At 65.1% G+C, this 704-nt stretch carries 1 protein-coding gene; it reads left to right on the top strand.

Annotation, left to right across the window (positions count from 1 at the left end):
• Positions 1–140: 140 nt before the first annotated feature.
• Positions 141–338, top strand: coding sequence for a hypothetical protein (locus NKI24_RS35845; protein ID WP_352750936.1), 198 nt, complete (start codon positions 141–143; stop codon positions 336–338).
• The last annotated feature ends 366 nt before the right edge of the window (positions 339–704 follow it).

Below are 704 nucleotides of genomic sequence, written 5' to 3'. Positions count from 1 at the left end.
CGCTGTTTTGACAGGGAGCGCATTGGTCATTCGGCCCATCGCGCTTTTCTGCGGCCCGCCGTTTCGCCCGACATCATGGAACGATATCGCCCCCCATGTATTAGAAACCCATGGACACTATAGAACCCCACGGCCACGGGATGGCGGCCGATCTTTTGACATCGGAAGTTGCCCATGCCAGGCAGCGCATCCACCGGACCGAGCTCGCGCTTCAACGGACTGAAGAAATGCTGGCGGAAAATCTCGCGCTGTGCAGCAGGATACGAACTGCGGTCGAAGCCGCAGACCGCTTGATGAAGATCGATCCCCCCAGCTTTGAAGGACGTCGCGCGGGTTGAACTGGGCCGGCGGTTGATTCGTCGCGACCTTCAGGCCACCGGCACCACTCGCGCTCAAGCACGGCGGCAACCAGGTCGACAGACGGCGAGCGCGGCTCATGGTGCGCGGCCTGGTGCTCGCGAGGAACCTGTCATCGGGCATGCGCTCCACTGCCTCGAAATGCCATCGCGCGCGCGGCGCCAACAGAAGGAAGACGTGGGGGCGGGGGGGCTCCCCCCCCCCTCCCTCCAAATCCCACCGCGCGGGCGGCCCCAACCCACGCACCCGGGGGGCCCTGCGCCCCCACACCCCCACTCCGTTCCGCTTCGCGGACGGATATGCTTGCTCCCTCGGTCGTGCGGCACTATCCGGTGTTGAGCCATATT

It is taken from the genome of Mesorhizobium sp. M0701 (assembly GCF_040320365.1).
Taxonomy (GTDB): domain Bacteria; phylum Pseudomonadota; class Alphaproteobacteria; order Rhizobiales; family Rhizobiaceae; genus Mesorhizobium.
The sequence above is the reverse complement of the archived record's forward strand: the minus strand, read 5'-3'. Positions and strand labels throughout refer to the sequence as shown.